General features: G+C 48.9%; 2 protein-coding genes. One reads left to right on the top strand and one right to left on the bottom strand.

Annotated elements, in window-relative coordinates:
• Window positions 1–60: 60 nt before the first annotated feature.
• The gene (gene nirB / locus KDK19_RS13750) at window positions 61–2,595 is read right to left on the bottom strand and encodes a nitrite reductase large subunit NirB (protein WP_306670909.1); all 2,535 of its coding nucleotides are present in this window, start codon (window positions 2,593–2,595) and stop codon (window positions 61–63) included.
• Between the two features lie 377 nt (window positions 2,596–2,972).
• Between nirB and KDK19_RS13745 the strand changes: the two genes are divergently transcribed.
• On the top strand, window positions 2,973–3,260 hold a 288-nt coding region (locus KDK19_RS13745; protein ID WP_368736466.1), incomplete at its 3' end, for an MFS transporter.

The following is a 3,260-nucleotide window of genomic DNA, read 5'->3' as shown; positions in this document are numbered from 1 at the left end:
GCACTTGATTGGCTGCGGGCACTTGAGTCATGGTTAATGTCTCCTTATTATTCGCTTCGTTTACAGCTGTTTCAGGGCGATTTTTTCGTCATGGGTAGCAGGACGAATCTGATCACGCTCGTTCACAAACACTACGTTACTGTCGCTTTCATCACTGTTGATAAAATGATTGAAACGTTTGAGCTTTTCAGGATCTGAGAGGGTGGTTTTCCATTCACACTGATAGGTACCCACCAGATAGGTCATCTCATTTTCCAGCTCCTGACAGATCCCCAGACTGTCCTCGATAATCACTTCACGCAGGTAATCAAGACCGCCTTCCAGATTATCCATCCAGACTGAAGTACGTTGCAGACGATCAGCGGTGCGGATATAGAACATCAGGAAACGATCAATGTATTTAACCAGAGTTTCATCATCCAGCTCGGTAGCAAACAGGTCGGCATGACGCGGCTTCATACCGCCATTACCAGAAAGGTAAAGGTTCCAGCCTTTTTCCGTGGCGATAACACCCACATCTTTACTCTGGGCTTCAGCGCATTCACGGGTACAACCGGAGACAGCCATTTTGATCTTGTGCGGAGAGCGTACACCCCGGTAACGATTTTCAATGGCGATGGCCATACTGGTACTGTCCAGTACCCCATAACGACACCAGGTACTGCCAACACAGGATTTCACGGTACGCAGTGACTTACCGTAGGCATGACCGGTTTCAAAACCTGCATCGACAAGCCGTTTCCAAATTTCCGGCAACTGTTCCACACGGGCACCAAAAAGGTCGATCCGCTGACCACCGGTGATTTTCGTGTAGAGGTTAAAATCGCGACCTACTTCACCAATAGTAATCAGTTTATCGGGAGTAATTTCTCCCCCCGGAACCCTGGGCACAATGGAGTAAGTACCGTCTTTCTGCATGTTGCCGAGGAAATAATCGTTGGTGTCTTGCACTTGAGCATGCTGATCTTTAAGCACATATTCGTTCCAGCAGGAAGCCAGAACGGAGCCAATGGTGGGCTTACAGATATCGCAGCCTCGCCCCTTACCGTGCTTTGCCAGAACTTCGTCGAAAGACTTTAATTCACCGACACGGACCAGATGATAGAGTTCTTGTCTGGAGTGAGGGAAATGCTCACAGATATCTTTTTTAACCTCAACACCCAGCTCAGTCAGTTCATGATCAAGAACCTGCTTGACCAGAGCCGTACAGCCACCACAGCCGGTTCCGGCACTGGTTTCAGCCTTTAGTGCGCCCATGTCCATGCAGCCACCGGCCACCGCGTTAACCAGATCACCTTTGCTGACGTCATAGCAGGAACAGATTTGAGCCGTTTCTGGCAGAGCCGCCACACCCAGACCCGTTGCAGCAGAGCCATCGGTCTGAGGCAGGATCAGTTCGGCTGGATTTTCCGGAGGCCGCATATCATTCAACATCATTTGCAGCAGGCTGCCATATTCTTCGGCATCACCGACCAGAACAGCACCCAAAACCTTTTTCTTATTCTTGGAAACCACCAGTTTTTTGTAAACTTCTTTTTCTTCATCAATCAGCTGGTAGCTCAGACAACCTTCGGTATTGCCATGGGCATCACCAATACTGGCAACATCGACGCCCATCAGTTTCAGTTTGGTGCTCATGTCAGCACCGGAAAACTGATTACCGTCCCTGCCTGTCAGTTGATCCACAACCACCTGCCCCATCTGGTAGCCCGGTGCCACCAGACCAAAGATACGACCACTCCAGAGGGCGCACTCACCAATAGCAAAAATGCGTTTATCCGATGTACGACAGTCGTTATCAATAACGATACCGCCACGCTCACCCAGTTCCAGACCGGAACTTTTCGCCAGCTCGTCTCTGGGGCGAATACCTGCTGAAAACAGCACGATATCGGTATTCAGCTGTTCGCCGTCAGCGAACTGCATCTGATGAACAGCGCCTTCACCATCAACAATCTGACGGGTATTTCTGGAAGTATGAATGGTGACCCCCAGACCTTCGATCTTGCGTCTGAGCATGGCACCACCGCCGTCATCCACCTGAACAGCCATCAGACGAGGAGCAAATTCAACCACGTGAGTCTCCAGCCCCAGATCTTTAAGCGCTTTTGCTGCTTCCAGCCCCAGCAGACCTCCGCCAACAACGGCACCGACTCTGCCATTACGGGCAGCTTCCTTAATAGCTTCGAGATCTTCGATGGTGCGATAGACAAAACAGTTTTCACGGTCGTGCCCGGGCACAGGAGGAACAAACGGATAGGAGCCTGTAGCCAGTACCAACTGATCGTACTTTTGAGTAATGCCACTGGCCGTGTTTACTTCACAGGACTTACGATCTATCGATATGATGGCTTCATTAAGAACAAGATTGATGCCTTCCTGCTCATAAAAGCCTTCAGAAACCATAGACAGGTCCTCCGCAGAGCGCCCCGTGAAAAACTCACTGAGATGAACCCTGTCATAGGCAGGACGGACTTCCTCGCCAAACACTACCACTTCGAAACGATTCAGGCCTCCGGCGTCGACCAGCTTCTCAAGAAAGCGGTGACCGACCATACCATTACCGACTACCACCAGGGTTTCTTTTCCGATCATCTCGGACATCCTCTTCAATGTGACGCATTGGGCCGGAACAACTACATCCATTAGAGCCAGCCTCTTTTCTAATGGTTGTGTTTAAGCAACTGTCGTGCCCACTTTCAAAACACGCTAAAAAACAGGAGTATATCTCGGGGCAATCCAGGTGCCTGCACAAAAATAATGCACCCGGAAATAACCAAACCGCTGACAAGCACCATTTTGGTGAGAAGAAAAATAATAGTTAGAGACTTTGCATACTTAAATAAAGGACTCCCCTATACATAAGAGAAAATTCATTAAAAACGAATAAAAATGCAACTTAAATTCAAGCATTTACCATATTGGCCTGATGTTTGCTTTTGATTGGGAAATCTCTTAAACAAGGAGGATGTATGAGCAACCCCGATTCGTTTAACCTGTTTTCATTTAGCGGGAAAACCAAGATTCTGCACCTTAGCTGGATTGCCTTCTTTATTAGCTTTGTGGTCTGGTTTAACCATGCGCCACTGGCCCTGGCTATTTCTGAGTCTCTGGGCCTCACTCGTGAAGAACTTAAAACCCTGCTGATTCTGAACGTGGCCCTCACCATTCCGGCTCGAGTCATCATTGGTATGCTCACCGATGTTTACGGTCCCAGAAAAGTCTATTCCGGACTTCTGGCCATCTGCAGTATTCCTTGT

Origin of the sequence: Endozoicomonas sp. ONNA1 (assembly GCF_024606325.1) — a bacterium.
Taxonomy (GTDB): Bacteria; Pseudomonadota; Gammaproteobacteria; order Pseudomonadales; family Endozoicomonadaceae; genus Endozoicomonas_A.
This window is presented reverse-complemented; position numbering and strand designations above follow the sequence as displayed.